Source organism: Streptomyces sp. LBL (genome assembly GCF_029893585.1).
GTDB lineage: Bacteria > Actinomycetota > Actinomycetes > Streptomycetales > Streptomycetaceae > Streptomyces.
In genome coordinates, this window is the sequence record NZ_JARXYX010000030.1 from 83,675 (window position 1) to 103,112 (window position 19,438).

A 19,438-nucleotide genomic window follows, 5' to 3' on the forward strand; every position below is an offset into this window, starting at 1 on the left:
CCAAGTCTAGAATAGTTGTCCCCACTTGGCATCTAGTTATAAACAACTTCTAAACAACTCCCGTAAGATGGACCGAACTTGTAGCGTTTGGTCGTGACTCAGGAGAACGTGGCAGTGAACGGCAGCAGAAAGCTCTCGCCCCAGGAGATCGCCGACGTCCTGCGGGAACGGATCCGCACCGGCCACCTCAGGGCGGGAGACCGCCTGCCCACCCAGGCCGAACTCGCCGAGGAGTTCGGCGTGGAACGCGGCACCGTCCGCCAGGCCCTCCGCGCCCTCCAGGACGACGGCCTCCTGAACAACGTCAGCAAGGGCAGCCCACCGAGGATCGCGGAACCCGCCCGCACCGCGGGGGAACAACCGCAGCCGACGATGGTGGGGCTGGCGCCGAGGCTGGTCGAGGGCTTCTCGGTGCCGCACGTCCGCGTGGACGTCGTATGCCACACCGCCGAGACGCTGATGCTGGCCCTCGGTGAACCGGTCCGCCAGATCCACGAGGGCCGGGTGCGCCCAGAGTCGATCGACGTCCGCCTCCTGCTCCCCTCCCGCGACATCAATCTCGCCTTCCCGGTCCTGGTCGAGGGGCGCGGCGACGACGACCCCGACCCCGTCCACAAGCGCTGGCTGGCCATGCGCAACGCCCAGGCGCAGGTGCTGCGGCACAACCTGATGTCGCTGCGCTCCTCGCACGGCATCGACGTGCACGTCACGTACCGGGCGCTGCCCTTCACCCCGCCGGTGAAGCTGTACCTGCTCAACGAGGAGGAGGCGCTGATCGGGTACTACATGCTGACCCGGCGCGAGGAGGAGTGGGGCAGCCAGACCCTGGACATGTACGACGCCCTCGGCGCCAAGTCCCTCCTCTTCTCCTTCATGACACAGGCAGGCCTGCGTGACGCCGCGTTCGTGGAGGAATCCCAGAAGTGGTTCGACGCCCTCTGGGAAACCATCACGACGGACCTGACACTCTCCTAGTGACTTCTGATACGACGCAGACTGAACTGGTGGCAGCGGAGACCGAGGCACTGCGAGGGCTGATCACATGCGCGCGTGTCGTGCTCTGGGACTTCGACGGCCCGATCTGTCGCCTGTTCGCCGGCCACGCGGCGGACAAGGTGGCGGACGACCTCGTAGAGTGGCTCGAGGGCCGCGGCCTGCACGGACTGCTGACCGACGCGGAACGACAGTCCCTGGACCCGCACATAGTGCTGCGCGCCGTCGGCCGCAGACATCCCGGCAGTGATCTGGTGGACGAGTTGGAGGAACGTCTCACCCAGGAGGAACTGCGGGCCACGTCCTCGGCGATGCCCACGCCCTACGCCGACCCGCTGATCCTCACCTGGAAGGCGGTGGGGGCCCGGATGGCGATCGCCACCAACAACTCCCCGCCGGTGGTCCGCACGTACCTGGCCAGTCGCGGCCTCACCTCCTGCTTCACCCCCCACATCTACGGTCGCACCCGGCAGCTCCACCACCTCAAGCCCGACCCGCACTGCCTCAACCGGGCTCTGAGCGCGATGGGTTCGGCACCCGGGGACGCCCTGATGATCGGCGACACCCCGTCGGACCTGTACGCGGCGAAGGCGGCGGGGGTTCCGTTCCTGGGCTACGCCCGCAACGAACGCAAGGAGAAGCGGCTGAGGGGCGCGGGAGCCACGACGGTCGTCGCCTCACTGGAACAGGTGCTCGAACTGGTCCGTACGGCGTCCGCCTTCTCACCGAACTCCTCATCGAACTTCTCATCGAACTTCTCACCGAAGAGATCAGGACAACTCTGAATTACTCCAAATGGGGTGTTTAGGCTGTGGGGCACGCCACAGCCTTTGCAAAGTCGTGTGCGCGCGGACGTGATCTTCACATCAAACCGCTAATCTCGGCCATCATGCCCCGTCTGTCACACGTAGCGCGCCGGGCGCTGGCGCACCGCCTGTTGGAGTCCCGCAGACTCCGGGGCAGGGGTGAGGTGCTCACGGGCCACCACAACACCAACTACGTTCTGCGCGTGGGGTTGTTGCCGGCCCTGCTGCTGGGTGTGATGCCGTTCGTGCGGTTCAAGTACCGGGTGCCGCTGGACAGGGTGGAGGTCGTCCCTCGCATCTGGCCGCGTGAGGCCGATGTGCTCGAGGTCGTCTGCCGTCATCTGCGCGAGGTGCCACGCTGTCTGGCCGTACTGGGCGACCGCTCCGTGCACACGTACCGCAGGGGCGAGGCGCTCAGTGAGCGGAATCCCGACGGCGCCGTCGGCGAGAAGCTGATGCGGGAGTTCGCGGCGTTCTTCGCCCGGACCGCCCGCGTGCCGGTCGAGGAGCTGCCGCCGCCCCCCGACCACTGGCCGGCCGACGGCGACAGCGACGGGTTTCTCCACTGGCTCGTCGACTTCACCGAGACGCGTGTGCACCAGCCCAACCGGGAACGGTTCGGTGACCTCTTCGCAGCCGTGGGGATCCCCGAGGACGCGATGACGAGGTTCAAGGAGAACCACCACGGCCTGACAACCCGGCCCTTCACACTCCTGCACACCGATGTCCACCGCGCCAATGTCGTGGTCCGCCGGGGCTGTATCACGGTGATCGACTGGGAACTGGCCCTCTGGGGCGATCCGCTCCATGATCTGGCGACGCACCTCGTCCGGATGAGGTACGGGAAGGCGGAGCAGGACCGCATGACCGAGCTGTGGGCCCAGGCCGTGCGGAAGGCCGACCGCGGCGAGCTGACCGCGGGCCTGCACCGGGACCTCGAAACCTATCTGGCCTTCGAGTACGCGCAGTCGGTCTTCCCGGACGTCATGCGTGCGGCTCTCGCCCTGCCCGCCGACGCGGATGAACCGCACTTCCGAGCAGCCGCACAGCAGGTGAGCCGGGCCATGGGCCGAGCCCGTGAACCCTTGCGGCTCGTGGACGTCCCTGATGTGGAACAGATCGTGGAAGCCCTGCGGAAATGGCACAGCATGTCCGCGCCGACGGCCGCGTGATGACCGTACGACGGGAGAACGGGCTTGACCGTGGGTGGAGGGGCCACCATGAAACGGGCAGCGGCCTGAGGTGTGCGTAGGCTCGCCCCATGAGTGAGGCAGGTCTGCGGGAGCGCAAGAAGCAGCGGATGTACGAGGTCGTGTCGGAGGTGGCGATCGGGCTGTTCCTGGAGAAGGGGTTCGATGCCGTGTCGGTCGCGGAGGTGGCCGCCGCGGCCGAGATCTCCAAGCCCACGCTCTTCCGGTACTTCCCGGCCAAGGAGGACCTCGTCCTGCACCGGTTCGCCGACCATGAGGACGAGGCGGCGCGGGTCGTCGTCGGGGCGGCCTCGCCGCTCGGGGCGCTGCGGCGGCACTTCCTCGACGGGCTGGAGCGGGGCGATCCGATCACCGGCCTCAATGACCACCCCCAGGTGCGCGCCTTCTACGCACTGCTCTACGGGACGCCCGCGCTGGTCGCCCGGCTGTACGCCTATCTGGAGCGCTCGGAGGCCGCGCTCGCCGAGGCGCTCGGCGGTGATCTTCAGGCGCGGCTGGCGGCCGGGCAGATCATCGCCGTCCAGCGGATCCTCGCCCAGGAGAACTGGCGGCGGATCACGGGCGGGGAGCGGGTGGCGGACGTACGGGCGGACGCGCTCGCGGCGGCTGAGGGGGCCTTCGAGCGGTTGGCGAGCGGGCTGCCCCAGCTGATCTGAAGCTTAGTAACGAATTTAACCTGGTTGTGTTTTCCCGTATGCTCGGTGGAATGACGTCACCCCACCCAGCCCTCCAGGACGCCCTCCGCGAAGCCCTCCACCACGAACGCGCCCACCACGACCGCTGCCGTACGGCGCTCGCGGCCATGGTCGACGGGGCGCAGGAGCACGTCGTCACCGGCGAGGACGTCTCCGCCTCCGGTGCCGACGCCGAAGTTCTCGGTTATCGCCTGCGCAGTCAGGCCAAGGAGATGCGGGAGCTTCCCGAAGGCCCCCTGTTCTTCGGCCGGCTGGACTTCGCCGAAGGCGCTGCCGCGGACCACTCCGGGCAGAGCTACCACATCGGGCGGCTCAGGATCAGCGAACACCCGGCCGCCCCACCCTTGGCCGTCGACTGGCGCGCACCCGTCTCCCGCGCCTTCTACCAGGCGAGCGCCCACGACCCGCAGGGCGTCGCGGTGCGGCGCCGGTTCGGCTGGGCGCCCGGCAGCCGGGGTGACTCCGCCGACCTCACCGGACTGGAGGACGAGCACCTCGGCCGGGGAGAGTCCCGGGCCAGCGACATCGTCGCCCGTGAGATCGAGCGGCCCCGGGTCGGCCCGATGCGGGACATCGCCGCGACCATCCAGCCCGACCAGGACGACCTGGTACGAGGGGACCTGACCGTCTCGATGTGCGTGCAGGGCGCCCCGGGCACCGGGAAGACCGCCGTCGGGCTGCACCGGGCCGCCTACCTGCTCTACACCCACCCGCAGCGCATCCGCCGTGGCGGGCTGCTCATCCTCGGCCCCAACCGGACCTTCCTCTCCTACATCGCCGAGGTGCTGCCCGCGCTCGGCGAGACCGGCGTACGGCAGTCGACCCTGCAGGAGGAGATCGCCCGGCACCCGGTCACCGGGGCCGACGCCGAGCGGACCGCGGTCGTCAAGCACGACGCCCGGATGGCGGACGTGCTGCGGCGGGCACTGTACGCGCGGGTGTCGGCGGAGGGGGTCGCCGACCTCGCCGTCCCCGACCCCGACGGCTCGTACCACTGGCGGGTGTCCGGTGACGAACTCGCGCGGATCCTGCGCGGCGTCCGCGCCGAGGAGCCGCCGTACGGCGTCGGGCGGGAGCGGGTGCGCAGCCGGGTCGTGCGGTACGTGCAGGTGCGGGCCGAGCGTCGGGCGGGGACGCCGAGCAACGCCTGGGTACAGAAGATCTCGCGGTCGCGGGCGATCGGGGCGTACGTGGACGCCGTATGGCCTCGGGTGAAGGCCGAGGAGGTCGTGGCCGAACTCCTCGCCGACGAACGGGTGTTGACGGCTGCGGCCGACGGGCTGCTGGACGCCGGCGAGCAGCGGGCGCTGCTGTGGGCGCGACCGCCGCGGTCATGGAAGTCGGCGCGCTGGTCGGCCGCCGACCTGGTCCTGCTCGACGAGGTCGCCGGGCTGATCGAGCATCCGGAGGGGTACGGCCATCTCGTCGTCGACGAGGCGCAGGACCTCTCCCCGATGGAGTGCCGGGCCATCGCCCGCCGGGCCGTCTTCGGCTCGCTCACGGTTCTCGGCGACCTGGCCCAGGGGACCACGCCCTGGGCGGCCCGGTCGTGGGACACGGTCCTGCGCCACCTCGGGAAGCCCGACGCGGCCGTGGTGCCGCTGACCATCGGCTTCCGGGTGCCACAGGCCGTGGTGACACTGGCGAACCGGCTGCTGGAGAAACTGGACGTCGACGTCCCGGCAGGGCGCTCGCTGCGCACGGACGGGGAGCTCAGAATCCGGGAGACGGCGCCGGGCGGGGTGCTCGCCGCGGTCGTGGACGCCGTACGGGATGCCCTGACGCAGGAGGGGTCGGTCGGGGTCGTCGCCGCGGACGCGGACGTGGACCGCGTCCGCGCCGCGCTCGCCGCGGCCGGGATCCCGGCGGGCGGGATCCCGGTGGCCGGGATCGCGGTGACGGGGATCGATGTGGCGGGGATCGCGGTGGCGGGGCCGGACGAGTCGGCCGCCCGGCTGAGCGTCGTCCCGGCGGCTCTGGTCAAGGGCCTCGAGTACGACCACGTCGTCGCCGTCGAGCCGGCCGCGATCGCGGGGGTGGGTGCGGGGGCGGAGACCGGGGCGGGGGCCGGGGCCGGGGCGGGGAAACGGGGGCTGCGCCTGCTGTACGTGGTGCTGACGCGCGCGGTGTCGCGGCTGGATGTGGTTCACGGGCGGCCGTTGCCGTTCTAGCGGTGGTCGGCACAGCCGGCCCTGGCTCAGTGGCGGCGCAGTACCTCCGTGACCCGCATGAACCCGTCCGTGCCGTGGCCGAGGCCGATGACCCGGCGGGCCTGGCCCTCGGCCGTGCGCAGCACCCCGGCGTCGATGCCGTGGGCCTCCGAAGCCTGGACGATGTGCGCCATCGAGGAGACCGCCGAGGTGATCGGGTTGCCTTCGCCGGAGAAGGTGCCGCTGTCGACGTCGTCCGCCCACCCCTCGATGAGCGGCGGCAGGATCGCGGCGATGCCCTGCGCGAAGGGGGCCAGTTCGCGGGCGGTGACGCCTTCCGCGCCGGCCACCGCCAGGGCGTGCGCATAGCCCGCGGTCGCCGTCCAGAAGAGGTCGAGCAGGGCGATGTCGTACGCGGCGGCCCGGCCGATGTCCTCGCCGAGGTGGGTGTGGGTGCCGCCGAGTGCGTCCAGTACGGGCCGATGCTCGCGGTAGAGGCCCTCGGGGCCGCTGTGCAGGAACACCGCGGCGGGCGTTCCGATGCTGGTGGTCGGCGTCATGATCGCGCCGTCCAGGTAGCGGATGCCGTGGGCGTCCGCCCAACTCGCCGTGTCCCGGGCACGGTCGGGGGTGTCGGCGGAGAGGTTGACGACCGTACGGCCCTTGAGGGCGTCGGTGACCGGAGCGTCCCGCAGCACGGAGTCGGCGGCGTCGTAGTTCACCAGGCAGACGACGGTCAGCGCACTCGCGGCGACCGCCTCGGTCGCCGACGGCGCCCCGACCGCCCCGCGCTCGACCAACTCACGGTCCCGGCCCGGGGTGCGGTTCCAGACGGTGGTCCGCAGCCCCGCGTCCAGGAACGCCCCGGACAGCGCGCCACCCATCGGGCCCAAACCGAGGACGGTGACAGCGGGCTGGTCGGGGGACATGGACATGCTTCAACTCCGGTGCATGGGTGGGGAGTTGGCACGCTCCGGGAGTCCGAAGCGGTGCCTTGCTGACGTCCTTCAGCCTCTGTCGTACGCAGGCTGCTGCCAAGTACGTACAAAAAAGTAAGTACCGCTCCCGAAGGGCTCCTGGTGCCCCCTGGCGTCCCGCTGGTATCCCCTGGTATCCCCTGGCGCCCCGATGGTGTGCCGCTGGGTGCCGCTTCTCGCCAAGCGGTGCACTTGGTGCCACTCGTCGCCAAAGTGATGCCGTGTGATGTCGTGCGGCGTCGAGTGGTGCCCTCTGGTTCCGTGCGGCGCCAAAGTAGTGCCATGTGAAATCCCGTGGCGCCGCCTCGGCCAGGCATCCCGAAAACTTCCGCTGTAATGAGTCTGGCCTGCGAAAACGTACCTGGATCGAGCCTCGCTCAGCCATCCCTGGCGTTCCGGTGGCACTGCCCTGTCGTCACGGTGGCGCCACTCTGTCTTCCATGGGTGCCATTCATGTGCCATGATGGCGTCATGGACCTCACCCCCTACGTCGACCGTCTCCGCCAGGAGCTCGCCGTCGCTGCCGAAGCCGGTGGTGACGAGGCCCGAGCTCTGGCCGACCGCCTCACCGCGCCCCTGGAATCCGCCACCCGCCTCACCCTCCTCACCGCCCTCTCGGCGGCCATGGGCGAGGTCACCCGCGAGCTGGCCCCGGGCTCGGTCGACGTCAGGCTGCGCGGCGCCGACCCGGAGTTCGTGGTGACCCTGCCTCCCGCCGCGGTCCACGACGCCGCACCGTGGGCCGAGGCCTCCGCGCCGCCGTGGACCGAGGCGCCCGCCTCGCCCCCCGTGCCGGAAGGCGACGACGGCGCCTCGGCCCGTATCAACTTCCGCCTCCCGGCCCACCTCAAGGCCCGCCTGGAGGAAGCCGCCGGCCGCGAAGGCCTCTCCGTCAACGCCTGGCTGGTCCGCGCCACCTCCGCCGCACTCGGCCCGGCAGCCGGCCCCCGTACGAGCGCGCTCCCCGCCTCCGCGCCGAACCGTGCCACCGGCGACCGAGGCTTCACCGGCTGGGTCCGCTGAGGCCCCTGAGTCAGGCCTGCCACCTACTTCATCCATCCACCAGTACTCATCCACCGATCCGGATCAGTACTTCATCCACGATCCAGACCAGTACTTCATCCACCCATCCAGAGAGGACGGGAGATCCGTCATGCCTTCCTACGACACACCCAAGCCGATCACCGCGGTCGTCGATTACTCCGTCGGCACCGCCTGGATCACTGCCACCGACCGCAGCGACACCGTGGTCGAAGTGCACCCCGCCAACCCCTCCTCCGACGCCGACGTCAAGGCCGCCGACGAGACCAAGGTGACCTTCTCCGGCGGTGTCCTCACGGTGAAGGGTCCGCGCAAGCGCTCGCCCTTCGGGCAGGTCGGCGGAATCGACATCACCGTCGCCCTGCCGGCTGGCTCCGCCCTTGAGGGCACCACCCAGGTCGGCGACTTCCACTGCGCCGGACGCCTCGGCGAGACCCGTCTGAAGACCTCGGTCGGAGACCTCCAGGTGGAGGAGACCGCCGCCGCCCGGCTGAAGAGCGAACTCGGCATGGTCCGTCTGGACCGCGCCACCGCCTCCGCCGAGATCATCGCCGCCGGCCGTGTCACCGTCGGCACGGTGGACGGCAGCCTGACCGTCAAGAACGGCAACGGCGACACCGAACTCGCCGAGGTCACCGGCGTCCTGGAGGTCTCCGCCTCCAACGGCCGCATCGATGTCGGCACCGCTCACACCGACGTGGAGGCCAAGTCCGCCCACGGCGGTATCCGCCTGGACCGTGTCACTCGCGGCAAGGTCACCCTTCGCGGCTCCATCGGCGACCTTGAGGTCGGCATCCCCGAGACCAGCGCCGCCTGGCTCGACATCCACACCAAGGTCGGCGTCCTGCGCTCCACCCTCGGCTCCGCCGAAGGCCCCGGCGACGCCACCGACACGGTGGAGGTCAGCGCCCGCACCGCGGTCGGCGACATCCACATCCGCCGCGCCTGACCCGTGGACGACAAGGGCGACTTACGCCCGTACACCACTCCACTCCACTCCACTCCACTCCACTCCACTCCACTCCACCCCACATCGCTCGCTATAACCCCACACCACCCCCGTCTCTCCTTCCTCTTCCACTCCGTCAGGGAGCGATCTGTCATGCCCACAACACAACTGGTACGCAACACGGCCACCGCCACCCTCACGGCCACCGGCCTCACCAAGTCGTTCGGCGACAAGCAGGTCCTGCGCGGCATCGACCTCGACATCCCGGCCGGCTCCGTCTTCGCCCTCCTCGGCCCCAACGGCGCGGGCAAGACCACCACCGTCCAGATCCTCTCGACCCTGATCGCCGCCGACTCCGGCACCGCCCGCCTGGCCGGCCACGACCTGGACCGTGAACCCGACGCCGTACGCAAACTCATCGGTGTCACCGGCCAGTTCGCCGCCGTCGACAACCTCCTCAACGCCGAGGAGAACCTGATGCTCATGGCGGACCTGCACCATCTGCCCCGCAGCGAGGGCCGCCGCCGCGCCGCTGACCTGCTCGCCCGCTTCGACCTCACCGAGGCCGCCCGCAAGCCCGTCTCCACCTACTCCGGTGGCATGCGCCGCAAGCTCGACCTGGCGATGACTCTGGTCGGCGACCCGCGCATCATCTTCCTGGACGAGCCCACCACCGGCCTGGATCCGCGCTCCCGCCGCACCATGTGGGAGATCATCCGCTCCCTGGTCGCCGACGACGGCGTGACGATCTTCCTCACCACCCAGTACCTGGAGGAGGCCGACCAGTTGGCCGACCGTATCGCCGTACTGGACGGCGGAAAGCTGGTCGCCGAAGGTACGGCGGAGGAGCTGAAGCGCCTCATACCCGGCGGGCACATCTCGCTGAAGTTCGCCGACCCCGTGGCCCTGGACCTGGCCGCCTCCCACTTCGCCGCCACCTCCCGCGACGACGAGGAGCTCACCCTCCAGATCCCCTCCGACGGCACCGTCCCCACCCTCCGCGCCGTCCTGGACATCCTCGACGGCGCCGGCATCACCCCCGAGGCCCTCTCCCAGCACACCCCGGACCTCGACGACGTCTTCCTCACCCTGACCGGCGACAAGCAGCAGCAGGAGATCTCCCGATGAGCAGCATCAGCTACGGCGCCCGTGACTCCGTCACCATGTTCCGCCGCAACATGAAGCGCGCGATCCGCTACCCGTCGGTCGTCATCACCATCGTGATGATGCCGGTCCTCTTCCTGCTCCTCTTCAACTACGCCTTCGGCGGCGCGCTCGGCGCCGGCATCCAGGGCCCACAGGCATCGACCGGCGACCACATCGAGCACATCGACTACATCGACTACATCGCCCCCGGCATCATCCTGATGACCGTCGCCACCGGCTGCATCGGTGCCGCGCTCAGCGTATGCATGGACATGACCGAGGGCATCGTCAACCGCTTCCGCACCATGTCGATCTCCCGGGCTTCCTTCCTCACCGGCCACGTCCTGGGCAGTCTCGTCCAGACCCTCCTCGGCACCGCCGTGGTCACCGGTGTCGCCCTGGCCATCGGCTTCCGCCCGGACGCCACCCCCCTGGAGTGGCTCGCTGTCCTCGGCCTGCTGTCCTTACTGGCCCTCGCCCTGACCTGGCTCTCGGCCGGTATGGGCCTGGTCGCCAAGACCGTCGAGTCCGCCAGCAACATGCCCATGCCCATCACCCTCCTCCCCTTCCTGGGCAGCGCCATCGTCCCCACCGACTCCATGCCGTCCTGGATGCGCTGGTTCGCCGACTACCAGCCCTTCACGCCCATCAACGAAACCCTCCGAGGCCTCCTGATGGGCACGGAGATCGGCAACAGCGGCTGGATCTCCCTGACCTGGTGCGCGGGGATCGGCCTGACCGGCTACCTCTGGTCCAAGGCCGCCTTCAAGCGGGGCGTCCGCAGCTGAATTCCATCGACTGCGCAGGTGGTCGAACGCGACGCAGACGGCCGACTGCGCAGATGGTGGAATGCGACGCAGATGGTGGAACACCCAGCCGTCCCGCGAACCTCGGCCGAGGTCCGCGGGACACCTGCGGAATCGGGCAGGCACCATGACGGCGACGCCGCCCAGCAGGTGGTCGAGGCGGAGGCGTGGCGGAGAACGCCTACGGACTGACCCGCGATTGATCTTGGGGCGTGCTGGTCTGGGTTCGGCTGGCTGTCGGTTCAGCGAGCGCAGGTCGGCCCGTTACTTGTACCGGTACTTCAGAGAATCTGCCTCGACCTGCTCGATGTCGGCGATGGTCAGCTCCGGCATCCGCAGCTGGGCCAGTGTCACCTCGGCCGAAGTCGGCTGGGCGTCCGCCGGCAGCCACTGCTCCGGCTTCCAGGCCCCGCTGCGCAGGAGCGACTTGGGGCAGTGCGGGTAGACCTCCTCGATCCCCAGAACCAGCGCACTGGCCGGCGGCTTACCCACGGCGGTCAGCTGCGACAGCAGGTCCGGGCGGGTGGAGACGCATGCCCGGCCGTTCACCCTGAGCGTCGTGGTGCGCCCCGGGATAACGAACAGCAGCCCGGCCCGTCCGGTGGCGATGACGTTCTGCAGGGTGTCCAGACGCTTGTTGCCGGTCGCGTCCGGTATCGCCAGCGTCCGTGTGTCCAGGACGGAGACGAACCCGGCGGGGCCGCCGCGCGGGGAAAGGTCACAGTTGCCCTCGGCGTCCGCGCTGGCGACCAGGACCAGCGATGAGCAGCCGATCAACCGCTGTGTCTGGTCGGTGAGTTCGGTCATCTGCTTGCGCACGGCCGCGTCGCTGGGGAGTTCGTAGGCCTGGCGCAGCGCCTCTTGGTCGGGCACGGCGTCGAGCCGGAGCGAGTCGAAGGCGCTGCCGGCAAGGGGTGTCGTCATGCTCCCGACCCTATTGGGCCGACCTGCGATTGATCTTGGTCGGTAAGTGCGGGGACATAGAGACCGCCTCGCGAGTTGCCTGGTGTGTGAAGATCAAACAGGTCCGCGCGGCCATGTCTCATCCTGCCTTCTGCGGGCTGTCGCGCCGACATCTGGGCGAGTTGGTTGCGGAACTCGCCCCGCGTTGGGTGGCTCGCTGTGAGTCCGGGCGCCATGAGCGACGTGAGGGCGACCGTCGGCGGGAAGAGGGGGCCGGGCCGAAGTACGAACTGGTCTTCACCGATCGGCTCCTGGTGACACTGGTCCATCTCCGGACCGGGCTCACTCATGAGGCGCACCATGCCCGCCACCGCCACCGCCACCGCCACCGCCACCGCCACCGCTGCGGCTGCGGCTGCGGCTATAGGCGAGGGCCCAGGCGCGGCCGACGCCTCCGTCCGGGGCACGGCCGGGGAACTGGTCCTGGTCCTGTACGTCCGTATTCCGCTGGACTCCCTGAAGCTCGACGGCGACCGCCGTCTCTTCGATCTGCTTCAGGCCTGGGAGCCGGCGGAGTAGGAGTGGAGCAGGACGTGACGATGCGCCACCTCGTGCGCCCCGAGGGCATGCTTCCCACCAACGGCTACGGCCATGGCAGTGGGGCGCCGTCGTCGCTGGGCCCGGCCCGGGAAGATCGTGCTCACCGCTTCCGTGTCGGGCCTGCGTCCTGCCGTAAGTACGGCAATGGCGTGAGCGAGGGGGATCATGAAGAGGTAGCGCAAGACGCAGCGCAAGACGCAGCGCAAGACACCCGACCGGACCGCCCGGAGCGACCCACCCACCATGCTCGGCATGCCGGTCTGGAGCACGGTCTGCGTGTACCTCGTCCTCGTGCTGGCGGGCGCGGGCGCCGGCGTACTCCTCACCCTCCTCGCCGACTGGCTCCTTACGCTGCCCGCGTCGACGTCCGCCATCTCCGGCTGGGCGTAGTAGTCGCTCACGTCCAGATCGATGGGGCACCAGGCGGAGACGTAAGCGATCCGGTCGATCAGCTCGGGCCGGGCGTTGGCGACGGCGGTGGTCGTGATGCCGCCCCTGCTGTGGGCGACGAGGATGGTGGGCCCGTTCTGCTTGGCCCGTTCGAGGACTTCGATCACGCGGGTGGCGTTGTCGGCGAGCGTGATTCCCTTGCTGCTCCCCGGTTCTGCGGCGAGGGCGTCGAGATCCTGGGGAGCCTGAGCGGTGCCCGAGTAAGGCGAGCTCGGCCTGCAGCACTTCGGTGTGTGGCTTGTGCTGGAGAGTCGGGTTCAGCGGCTCCGTAGTCGACGCAGTCAGGCGGTCTGCGGCGGTTCCCAAACCGAGCAGTCGTGGGCGAAGACCACACGTCGTGGGTCGAAGTCGGCGAGTCGCTCCAGCCAGTGCTGATAAGGAGGAAGCGGCTGTTCCACGCCCTGGAGTGCCGCGTGACGGGCCAGTTGGTCGGACGCGAAATGGGAAGCGAAGTCGTGTGCCTGGCCGGCGAGGACTACTGTGCCGTCGCCTTGCCGGAGAACCAGCGACTGGTGCCCTTGGGTGTGCCCAGGCGTCGGAATGATCCAGACTCCCGGCCAGACTTCGGTTTCGCCGACGACTTTGTCGTAGGTTGCGCCGGGGAAGTCGATCAGTTCATCGAAGGTGTAGTTGCCCCGACGAGCGGTGGCCAGTTCGACGTCCTGAACCAGGATGGGCTTGCCACCCAGGAGGGGAATTCCGCCGCAGTGGTCGAAGTGCAAGTGGCAGTTCACGACCATGGAGATGTCATCAAGGGCGACTCCGGACGCTGACAGGGCGTCCTGCAACGCTCGCCGTCGGGGTCGGTAGTGTGCTTCGGTTTCGGGGTCCGCGCCGCCGATGCCGGTATCGAAGAGGATCAGCCCCTGGTCGTGTTGCACCAGATAGGCAAGGACAGGTTCGACTCGTGGTTGTGGGCCGCCCGTCTCCGATGCAGGCCGGATGAAGTACCCGAGATCGAGTCGACGCACCGCCATGTTCTTCCCCATGCGGCCATCCTGGCAGGCCGCGGTATGACATCCAGCGAGTCTGCCGACAGCAGAACCGCTTATGGATCTTCTGCGGGTCGCGTGGCGGGCAGGAGAGTTTCGACCTGTCTGGCCGTGGCCTCGATGGTGGTGCTGAGCCATGTGCGGTTGGTGCCTCGCAGGGGCGCGCCGACCAGCCACTTCGACCGTAGAAGCGCCGTGACCGCCGCACCCGCACAAGACCGGAACACTCCAGAACTTGCCTACACACGACCGGCACCCCAACGCGACCGCTCAGAGAACCATCACCTTGCTCGGGTGTCGTACATGTGTCCGGTCTCGCTCAAGGTGAGGCAGCGTGAGTGTCTGACCTGGGGTGCCTCAGTTTGATTGAGACGGTGGCGGCTTGGCTGTCTCGCTCAATCCGAGGTGTCGCGCTGAGTGTCCGAGGTCATCTGCATAGGGGCGGCGGCGACCAGCAGTGCGGCGAGCATGATGGGGGCGGCTGTCTGGTACCCCATCCAGACTTCACCCCCGACGCTGCTGCCCTGCCACCCCATCAGGAGGCTGGCCAGGGCCGCCAACACCCAGCCGCTGTCATAGGCAATCATGAGCTGCGTGTAAGTGCGCATCGACCGGCTGCGCGTGTATCTGATCTCGATGCCGCCGCCGATCAGCAGGGTTACGCCTGAGACGACCATCAGCCAGGCTGGCGTGCCGAGTAACCGGCCGAGCGGGGCAGCGCCGGCGATGTAGACAGCGGCGAGCAACACCTTGAAGGCGCCATCGACGATGGCCCCCACCGTCTGGCGGGTCACCCGCGATGTCACGACCTGGGTCATGAGCGTCCTCCTTGCCACTCGTCCCGACTGGTTTCATAACGAGATTACGGTAATAATCAAATTATGAGAATGACGAGAGCGGAGGCCAAGGAACGCAACCGCCGTGCCTTGCTGGACGCTGCGCTCCAGGTCGTGTCCCGGGACGGATACCGGGCCAAACTTGATGAGATCGCCGAACGCGCCGACCTGACCACCGGCGCCGTCTACTCACTGTTCGGGAGCAAGAACGGCCTGGTGGTCGCCCTGGTCGCCGACTACCTGCGGCCGTACTACGAGGAGATCGAGCAGGCGGTTCCCGCTGGACTTGATCTGCTGGAAGCGGTCGATGCCTTTGCCCGGTACTACCGGCGCAGTTGTGATGCCCCGGACGCGCCGCACCGCCTGTCGCTCCAGATCACCCTGCTGGACATGGCGCTGCATGACCCAGAGCTGGGGTCCCAGCTCGGCATGTCCATCCGGGCGCAGGAGAACCATCTGATCGCGCTGTTCACCGGAAGGTCGCACAACGGAAGCGTCGTGACGTCGCATCAGGCACAACGTCTGACCACGGCGCTCAGGGCACTGTTCGTCGGCCTCAGTCAGGGAGTGCCCCTCGGTCTTGCCCCTGGTGCCGACGAGGAATATTTCGCCGACACTGCCCGCGCTCTGGCATCCGGCGTGTCCCTCATCGATCACGACGCGGCTTCTTCGTGATGGTCACCGCGGAAGAGCCGCCCCCATCCGAGGTGGTGACGTATGTGGCTGTGGCCTCGACGAGTGAGTTTCCTCCGAGCGACTCGCTGAATGCGCGTATGTCGCCCGTCTGTCACACGCGGAGATGGAGGGCCTTCTCCTCGCTCCTCTGGGACGGCGCCACGGCCCGCTCAACCACCAGCTCTGGCCCTGGTCCGGCCCTCAACAACTCACCTACCCGCGGCGCTGGCTCTATCTCAGGAACACCCAGTTCTGCTCACGCTGCCTGACCTCGGACAACAGCGTTTTCGGGGTCCTGCTCGGTGGATCGTGGAAGAGGCGCTGGCACCTTGCCGTCTCTTTCGCCTGCGTCGAGCACCGACGACTCCTCAAGCGGAGCTGCCCCCGCTGCCAGCACCCTGCACAAGCAGCCTGAGCGGGCATCATCGAGCACGCCACCGAGGAAGATCTTCACCCCACGCAGTGCCGCGCTTCCATCCACTGAGCCTCAATCGGTCCACGCGAACGTCCGGGCGCTCGGCGAACAGGCTGTGGCCACGCTGAAGACCTGGCAACTCCTGCGCAAGCTGCGGCGCTCGGAACGAGAGGTGTCGGCCGACGGCTTCGTGAGGACAGGAGTGAATCGCCACTCACGCGAGGACTGCCGCAGGAGTCAGGTACGGCTTGCGACAGATGTCCTGCAAATACGACACCTATCGTGCTCAGCCTCAGTGTCCGGTCTCAGATAAGTCCGGGTGGGGCGGGCCCCTGAGCTGCGGTGCCCGGACTTGAGTGAGACGGGTTTCGCAAGGTCGTCTCACTCAGGTCCGGGCGGTCTTGTGGTCAGATGTGGAGTTCGGGCGGGAAGCCGGTCCAGCGCAGTTCTGCGGGCAGGTGCCGCATGTCGTTGTAGAACAGCACGGAGGACGGCCTGCCGGGTGTGTATCGGATGGCTGTAAGGGCTGCGTTGCTGTGGTTGAGTCCCATCCAGCGCCACTCGGGTGCGTCGAGAGCGGCTCGGATCAGCCATCCGATGAGGAAGCTGTGGGTGACGACCAGTTCATGGCGGGGGCGATCTCTGTCGACCGGGCCTGTGAATTCTGAGAGTGCTTCCCGGGCCAGTGCTGGACCACGGTTGCGCTCCTCTTCCGGAACCTGAGCGAGGAAGCTGAGCATGGCTTCGGCCGAATCCGGCGGCAGCTCCTCCTTCGTAGGCAGGTAGGGGACGTAGTCGCCGGCCAGTTCCGATTGGTGCAGTGGGACGGCGTCAAGTTGTGCGCTGATCAGCTGGGCCGTCTGCTGCGCCCGAGGCAGCGGCCCGTGATATATCGCCGAAAGTGGGGTGCTCTGGAGCCGTTCACCGAGCAGAACGGCTTGGCGCCGGCCGCTGTCCGTCAGGGTTGTCTCGTCTGCTGACGCTTCACCGTGCCGGGCGAGGTAGAGGTATCGAGTGGCTGTGTCCGTCATGTCCCGGGTATCCCGTCGTCATCCGTGATCTTGTAAGTCAGGGATGGACGCTGAGGTCTTTGTGCATAGTTCCGTCGCGGCTGTCCTGTCTCAGTTGAACTCCGCCGGGATGCTGGGCGACCAGACCACGGCCTGCGAAGCCGCCAGAGCGGCGCTTCTCGGCGGAGGGGACTTCGTCGTATGGGACGGCAGTGTTCCCAGCCAGCAGCTCGCTGGCATCTACGCGGCTCGCCTCCGACGGGCAAGGAAGCGAGGTACTGAGACTCTCGCCCTGCCGTCTACCGTCGACATCCTCACCCGGCTCGAAGCCACTCAGGTCAGGATCGGCTGCATCTTCTCATCGGACCGGACGTGGGCCTTCATGCTCTTCTTCGCCGACGACGCCAGCGCGGTCCTCGCCTGTACGGGAGTCCGCCGAGTTGAGCGGTGACAGTTGTCCTGTTCAGGTGACAACTGTCCCGTCTTAGTGAAGGTGGACCACGTCGAGGCTGTGACCAGCGATGGGTCATCTTGAGTGAGACGCGGTGAGGCCTGGCGTCTCAGTCAACCTGAGAATCGTGTGCCCTGCGCTACTTCGCACTCGGCAGCGAACTCGTCGAGGAGCTCGAACAGGACCTTGATCGCATGTTGTTCGTCCTCAGGCGGGAGGTTCCAGATGTTGTCCCAACCGTTCGGGAGGGCGATGTGGAGGACCTGGGCGGGCCAAGCGTGGTTGCAGTCGCGTCCGCGACGGGCGATGAGCCAGTCGTGCCAGCCGGTGAGCCCGTGCCCACCGTGCCGGAGAGCATGCTGGTCGTAGCCGGTCAGGAACGCGGTCAGCATGTGGAAAGAGGTCTTGCCGACGAACATGCCGGGACGTTGGCCGACGCTGGCGAAGTACTCACGTTCAGTCATTTCCGAGAGGGGCTTCATGCGTCCGCACCCTCCTCGTCACTGGCGCTGTCGTCCAGGGCTGGACGAAGCCTGCTGCGGGCCGCCTCCAGATGTTCGGCGTGGTCCGCCGCAAAGATCCCCCGCAGCGACTTGTACGGGCAGGGCCTTGCCCGGCTGAAATCCACTGGTGTACCTCGCCGCCCGACGGGATCATGAGCTGCCGCCGTGCCGCGCCCGGGGCGGCGGTTGTTCATGTGCCGACCTGGGAGGACCCCTGTATGACCCTTGCACCGATAGTCCGACGCGTGCTCGGCGACGGCCCATTCGCCGAGATCGGTGAGCCTGCTTTGGCCGTCGCTGACGAGCACTCGCGGACGGTCGCTGTGGGTGGGGACCTCGGGCATATCCAGTGGAGTGGCAGCGGGACCGCGGACTCCCGATGGACGGGGCACCGGATCGGTGTCTATGAGCAGGCCGGGCTGCGGTGTCGGCACCTGGTGCGGTCGAGGTACCCCGTTCGGTCTCTCGCCTTCCACCCGGTTCTTCCTCTGTTGGCCGTTGGTACGGGGCGCTACGACGGCGGTTACTCGTTTGAAGGCGAGCTGCTGCTGATCCACCTGGACTCCGGCGACGTGGTGTCCGCCCTGCAGTACCAGCGGGAGGTGCTCGGCGTGGAATGGTGCAGCGAGACGGCACTTGGTCTGGTCTTGGCGCCGTGTGACGACTGGGAGAACCCGCAGGCACATGAGCAGGGTCATGCAGTCGTTGTGGCTCGCTCAGACTGGGGCGCCGTCGGGCAGGGGTCGATCGGTGCCGAGGAGTTGGCTGCCCCCTCGGAACCGGTTCTCCAGCCGGACCACAGCGCGGAGGCCCGCCGGTTCCTCGCGGGCCTCGCGGCCTCGGCCGGTCGGCAGTGGTCCGTACGTCGACGGGTGTGGGCTGTCGAAGGTACGGAGGACGGCCGCGTGCTGGCCGCTCTGGACGGGGTGCTGGCGGAGTCGTGGCTGCCATCCGGAGACCTGCAATGGGCGGTCGAGGACGAGGAGGGCGGCCGACAGTTGGTTCTGGCCTCCGACAGCACATCGGTGTGGACCAACGCCGAACGCCGCGTTCGCCACAAGGGAGGACACTGGGAGAGGTCCGCACCCCGGCTGGCCCGAATCTCTGTCGCCACAGGGCAGGTGCTGGAGACCCTGAGCCCAGGCGTGTTCGCGGTTCTCGTCGCAGGCGACCACAGGACGATTCTTAGGCCGTTGCACGGCCGTCGCAAGCGTCCCGAACGGCTGTTGATGTTCGACCTCGACGGTCCGGTAGACGGTCCGGAAGTCAGCCGCTTCGACTTGTTCAACCATCCGTTCGCCGTCCGTCGCGCGAGCCGCCCGTACATCTTGGTCGGCACTGACCCTGACAAGCCGCACAGGGACAAGTGGGTCACCGCCATGGGCGCCGATGGGACGTTGCGGAGGCTCTTCCCACACTCCTGGGTACCGAAAGAGCATCATTTCGGGGGCCCTGCGGTCGAAATAGGGCAGTCCCTGGTCTATGCCGGCGCCGTCCACCACGGTCAGGGGCTCCAACCCGGTGGCGCCTACGTCGTGCGGCGATCCCTGAACGGCTCAGTGCAGTGGCAGTACCGCACCGATCATCCTGCCACTGCCCTCGACACCGACGGGGACACCGTCTACGTGGCCTACAACTCCGGCGCCCTGACAGCACTGCACGCCAACGACGGTTCGGTGCGATGGCACACCGAGCTCAAGGTCGACGGAGTACCGACCACGGCACTGTCCCTCGCTGTGGCGCCTCAAGGACACTTGCTCATCGGGACCGTCGACGGCCGGATCCTGGAGTGCCCGGCTCGGCCGTGACCCCGGGAGCGAAGCCTTGTT

General features: G+C 68.2%; 19 protein-coding genes and 2 pseudogenes. 14 read left to right on the plus strand and 7 right to left on the minus strand.

Annotated elements, in window-relative coordinates:
- Positions 1 to 87: 87 nt before the first annotated feature.
- The 5 genes from M2271_RS31190 to M2271_RS31210 all read left to right on the plus strand — a co-directional run bounded on the left by M2271_RS31190 (position 88) and on the right by M2271_RS31210 (position 5,876).
- Positions 88 to 975: a winged helix-turn-helix domain-containing protein gene (locus tag M2271_RS31190; protein ID WP_280890743.1), complete on the plus strand. Its 888-nt coding sequence runs from the start codon at positions 88 to 90 to the stop codon at positions 973 to 975.
- Between the two features lie 29 nt (positions 976 to 1,004).
- Entirely contained in the window at positions 1,005 to 1,778 is a 774-nt protein-coding gene (locus M2271_RS31195) for an HAD family hydrolase (RefSeq protein ID WP_280890744.1), read from the plus strand.
- A gap of 104 nt (positions 1,779 to 1,882) precedes the next feature.
- Complete coding sequence (locus M2271_RS31200) at positions 1,883 to 2,971, plus strand: aminoglycoside phosphotransferase family protein (RefSeq protein WP_280890745.1); 1,089 nt, start codon at positions 1,883 to 1,885, stop codon at positions 2,969 to 2,971.
- Positions 2,972 to 3,060: 89 nt separating this feature from the next.
- Positions 3,061 to 3,666 (plus strand): TetR family transcriptional regulator, encoded by a 606-nt coding sequence (locus tag M2271_RS31205; protein ID WP_280890746.1) that lies wholly within the window; start codon positions 3,061 to 3,063, stop codon positions 3,664 to 3,666.
- Positions 3,667 to 3,716: 50 nt separating this feature from the next.
- Positions 3,717 to 5,876, plus strand: coding sequence for an AAA family ATPase (locus tag M2271_RS31210; protein ID WP_280890747.1), 2,160 nt, complete (start codon positions 3,717 to 3,719; stop codon positions 5,874 to 5,876).
- 26 nt (positions 5,877 to 5,902) lie between these two features.
- On the opposite strand, the gene M2271_RS31215 is transcribed toward M2271_RS31210, so the two are convergent.
- The gene (locus M2271_RS31215; protein WP_280890748.1) at positions 5,903 to 6,790 is read right to left on the minus strand and encodes an NAD(P)-binding domain-containing protein; all 888 of its coding nucleotides are present in this window, start codon (positions 6,788 to 6,790) and stop codon (positions 5,903 to 5,905) included.
- Between the two features lie 513 nt (positions 6,791 to 7,303).
- On the opposite strand from M2271_RS31215, the gene M2271_RS31220 reads away from it, so the two are divergent.
- From M2271_RS31220 to M2271_RS31235, 4 genes are all read left to right on the plus strand, one after another.
- The gene (locus M2271_RS31220; protein WP_280890749.1) at positions 7,304 to 7,855 is read left to right on the plus strand and encodes a hypothetical protein; all 552 of its coding nucleotides are present in this window, start codon (positions 7,304 to 7,306) and stop codon (positions 7,853 to 7,855) included.
- A 130-nt stretch (positions 7,856 to 7,985) separates the two neighbouring features.
- A complete protein-coding gene (locus M2271_RS31225; RefSeq protein ID WP_280890750.1) occupies positions 7,986 to 8,822 on the plus strand; it encodes a DUF4097 family beta strand repeat-containing protein in 837 nt (278 codons plus the stop codon).
- 153 nt (positions 8,823 to 8,975) lie between these two features.
- Positions 8,976 to 9,950, plus strand: a complete 975-nt coding sequence (locus tag M2271_RS31230) for an ATP-binding cassette domain-containing protein (RefSeq protein ID WP_280890751.1) — start codon at positions 8,976 to 8,978, stop codon at positions 9,948 to 9,950.
- Positions 9,947 to 10,756 carry an ABC transporter permease gene (locus M2271_RS31235; protein ID WP_280890752.1) on the plus strand — a complete coding sequence of 270 codons (810 nt, stop codon included), beginning with the start codon at positions 9,947 to 9,949 and terminating at the stop codon, positions 10,754 to 10,756. Before M2271_RS31230 ends, M2271_RS31235 begins: the two co-directional genes overlap by 4 nt.
- A 282-nt stretch (positions 10,757 to 11,038) precedes the next feature.
- Here M2271_RS31235 and M2271_RS31240 read toward each other — a convergent pair whose 3' ends face one another.
- Positions 11,039 to 11,698: an MSMEG_1061 family FMN-dependent PPOX-type flavoprotein gene (locus tag M2271_RS31240; protein ID WP_280890753.1), complete on the minus strand. Its 660-nt coding sequence runs from the start codon at positions 11,696 to 11,698 to the stop codon at positions 11,039 to 11,041.
- Positions 11,699 to 12,037: 339 nt separating this feature from the next.
- Between M2271_RS31240 and M2271_RS31245 the strand changes: the two genes are divergently transcribed.
- Complete coding sequence (locus M2271_RS31245; RefSeq protein ID WP_348539202.1) at positions 12,038 to 12,256, plus strand: hypothetical protein; 219 nt, start codon at positions 12,038 to 12,040, stop codon at positions 12,254 to 12,256.
- A 371-nt stretch (positions 12,257 to 12,627) separates the two neighbouring features.
- Here M2271_RS31245 and M2271_RS31250 read toward each other — a convergent pair.
- The 3 genes and pseudogenes from M2271_RS31250 to M2271_RS31260 all read right to left on the minus strand — a co-directional run.
- Positions 12,628 to 12,915, minus strand: a pseudogene (locus tag M2271_RS31250) (alpha/beta hydrolase); the annotation flags it as partial.
- A gap of 93 nt (positions 12,916 to 13,008) precedes the next feature.
- Positions 13,009 to 13,716, minus strand: coding sequence for an N-acyl homoserine lactonase family protein (locus M2271_RS31255; RefSeq protein ID WP_280890754.1), 708 nt, complete (start codon positions 13,714 to 13,716; stop codon positions 13,009 to 13,011).
- A 398-nt stretch (positions 13,717 to 14,114) separates the two neighbouring features.
- Positions 14,115 to 14,537, minus strand: a complete 423-nt coding sequence (locus tag M2271_RS31260; RefSeq protein ID WP_280890755.1) for a hypothetical protein — start codon at positions 14,535 to 14,537, stop codon at positions 14,115 to 14,117.
- Positions 14,538 to 14,606: 69 nt separating this feature from the next.
- Here M2271_RS31260 and M2271_RS31265 point away from each other — a divergent pair, with 69 nt between their 5' ends.
- Positions 14,607 to 15,230 carry a TetR/AcrR family transcriptional regulator gene (locus tag M2271_RS31265; RefSeq protein ID WP_280890756.1) on the plus strand — a complete coding sequence of 208 codons (624 nt, stop codon included), beginning with the start codon at positions 14,607 to 14,609 and terminating at the stop codon, positions 15,228 to 15,230.
- 491 nt (positions 15,231 to 15,721) lie between these two features.
- A pseudogene (locus M2271_RS31270) lies at positions 15,722 to 15,808 on the plus strand (IS5/IS1182 family transposase); the annotation flags it as partial.
- A gap of 244 nt (positions 15,809 to 16,052) precedes the next feature.
- On the opposite strand, the gene M2271_RS31275 reads toward M2271_RS31270, so the two are convergent.
- The gene (locus M2271_RS31275) at positions 16,053 to 16,676 is read right to left on the minus strand and encodes a histidine phosphatase family protein (protein WP_280890757.1); all 624 of its coding nucleotides are present in this window, start codon (positions 16,674 to 16,676) and stop codon (positions 16,053 to 16,055) included.
- Between the two features lie 43 nt (positions 16,677 to 16,719).
- On the opposite strand from M2271_RS31275, the gene M2271_RS31280 reads away from it, so the two are divergent.
- On the plus strand, positions 16,720 to 17,106 hold the full coding sequence (locus M2271_RS31280) for a hypothetical protein (protein WP_280890758.1): 387 nt from the start codon (positions 16,720 to 16,722) through the stop codon (positions 17,104 to 17,106).
- 113 nt (positions 17,107 to 17,219) lie between these two features.
- Here M2271_RS31280 and M2271_RS31285 read toward each other — a convergent pair whose 3' ends face one another.
- Complete coding sequence (locus tag M2271_RS31285; protein WP_280890759.1) at positions 17,220 to 17,570, minus strand: hypothetical protein; 351 nt, start codon at positions 17,568 to 17,570, stop codon at positions 17,220 to 17,222.
- A 530-nt stretch (positions 17,571 to 18,100) separates the two neighbouring features.
- Between M2271_RS31285 and M2271_RS31290 the strand changes: the two genes are divergently transcribed.
- On the plus strand, positions 18,101 to 19,417 hold the full coding sequence (locus tag M2271_RS31290; protein ID WP_280890760.1) for a PQQ-binding-like beta-propeller repeat protein: 1,317 nt from the start codon (positions 18,101 to 18,103) through the stop codon (positions 19,415 to 19,417).
- Positions 19,418 to 19,438: the final 21 nt, after the last annotated feature.